Here is a 1,874-nt window from a genome sequence, read left to right as displayed (position 1 = left end):
GAGAGCGAAGCGACGGAGCTATCCGTCGAGCTCAAACCGGTGGACAGCGAGCTGATACCCGTCGAGGTCGAGGTGGACAGCGAGGCAATCGAGCTGGTCGCCGTCGAAATGCCCGTCGACGTGGAAGTCGACAGGGAGGCGACGGAGCTGTCGGTCGAGCTCAAGCCAGTGGACAGCGAGCTGATACCCGTCGAAGTCGACGTCGAGAGGGAAGCAATCGAGCTGGTAGCCGTCGAGATACCGGTCGACGTGGAGGTCGACAGGGAAGCGACGGAGCTGTCGGTCGAACTCAAACCTGTCGACAGCGAACTGATACCCGTCGAAGTCGAGGTGGACAGCGAAGCGATCGAGCTGGTAGCCGTCGAGATACCCGTCGACGTGGAAGTCGACAGCGAAGCGACGGAGCTGTCGGTCGAACTCAAACCAGTCGAGAGCGAACTGATACCCGTCGAAGTCGACGTGGACAGCGAGGCGATCGAGCTGGTGGCCGTCGAAATGCCGGTCGACGTGGAGGTCGAGAGCGAAGCGACGGAGCTGTCGGTCGAGCTCAACCCAGTCGAGAGCGAGCTGATACCGGTCGAGGTCGAGGTGGACAGCGAGGCGATCGAGCTGGTCGCCGTCGAGATACCCGTCGACGTGGAAGTCGACAGCGAAGCGACGGAGCTATCGGTCGAACTCAAACCAGTCGAGAGCGAGCTAATGCCCGTCGAAGTCGACGTGGACAGCGATGCAATCGAGCTGTTAGCCGTCGAAATACCGGTCGACGTCGAGGTCGACAGCGAAGTCACGCTGCTATCCGTTGTCGAGAGTCCGGTCGACAGCGACGCGATCGCGCTGTCGGACGTCGACAGTGTCGAGGACAACGATGCGACGGTACTGTTCGTGCTCGACAGGCCGGTGGACAGCGAGCCGATGCCGGTCGAAGTCGACGTGGACAGCGACGTGATGCTCGAATCGGTCGTGCTCGCGACTGCGTAGAGCTGGCTGCCGTTGATCGCGTCCGTGCTGGACGACGTGATCCGGCCGGCCGCCACGTTGGTGATCTGACGCTCCGCCCCTGCGTTGCCGACGCTCACGACGCTCGACGGCGTGGCGCCAGCGAAGTTGCCGTACGTCGTCGAGCCGATGGTCGCGCTGCTGGTCGGGTTCGCGGCCGCGGTGACGGAGCCGCTGCCAAGCGCGACGTCGCCCGCGTTGTTCGCGATGGCGTTCGGGCCGATTGCGACCGAGTTGGCGCCGAGGGCTTGGCTGTCCGGCGCGGTCGAGTTCGCGTGGAAGTACTTGATGCCCTGGCTGTTGATGTTGTCGATCGCCGAGCCGACGTTGTTGGCGGTGGTGGTCGTGCCGTTCGCGTTGTACGTGGTATACGACGGTGCCGAGACCGTGCCGGTCGCCGGGTTGTAGGTCGAGCCGCCGCCGAGTGCTGCGGCGGTGCTGTTGCCGAGGTTGTTGGTGACGGTGGTGACCGAGCTCAGGCCGGTGGACAGCGAGCTGATGCCGGTCGAAGTCGACGTGGACAGCGAGGCGATCGAGCTGGTGGCCGTCGAAATACCGGTCGACGTGGAAGTCGAGAGCGACGCGACGGCGCTGTTGGTCGAGCTGAGGCCAGTGGACAACGAGGCAACACCGCTTTGCGCGGTGCTGATGCCGGTCGAAGCGGACGTGGACAGCGAGCTGATGCCGGTCGAAGTCGAGGTGGACAGCGAAGCGATCGAACTGGTGGCCGTCGAAATACCGGTCGACGTGGACGTCGAGAGCGACGCGACGGCGCTGTTGGTCGAGCTGAGGCCAGTGGACAACGAGGTAACACCGCTTTGCGCGGTACTGATGCCGGTCGAAGTCGAGGTGGACAGCGAGGTGATCGAGCTGGTGGC

1 pseudogene is annotated in these 1,874 nt (G+C 64.2%); it reads right to left on the bottom strand.

Annotated features, from left to right (window positions below):
* Nucleotides 1-1,874 (bottom strand): annotated as a pseudogene (locus tag HWY45_RS36140) (cell surface protein); the annotation flags it as partial.

The sequence above is a fragment of the Burkholderia stagnalis genome, assembly GCF_902830275.1.
GTDB classification, from domain to species: Bacteria; Pseudomonadota; Gammaproteobacteria; order Burkholderiales; family Burkholderiaceae; genus Burkholderia; species Burkholderia stagnalis.
The sequence above is the reverse complement of the archived record's forward strand: the minus strand, read 5'-3'. Positions and strand labels throughout refer to the sequence as shown.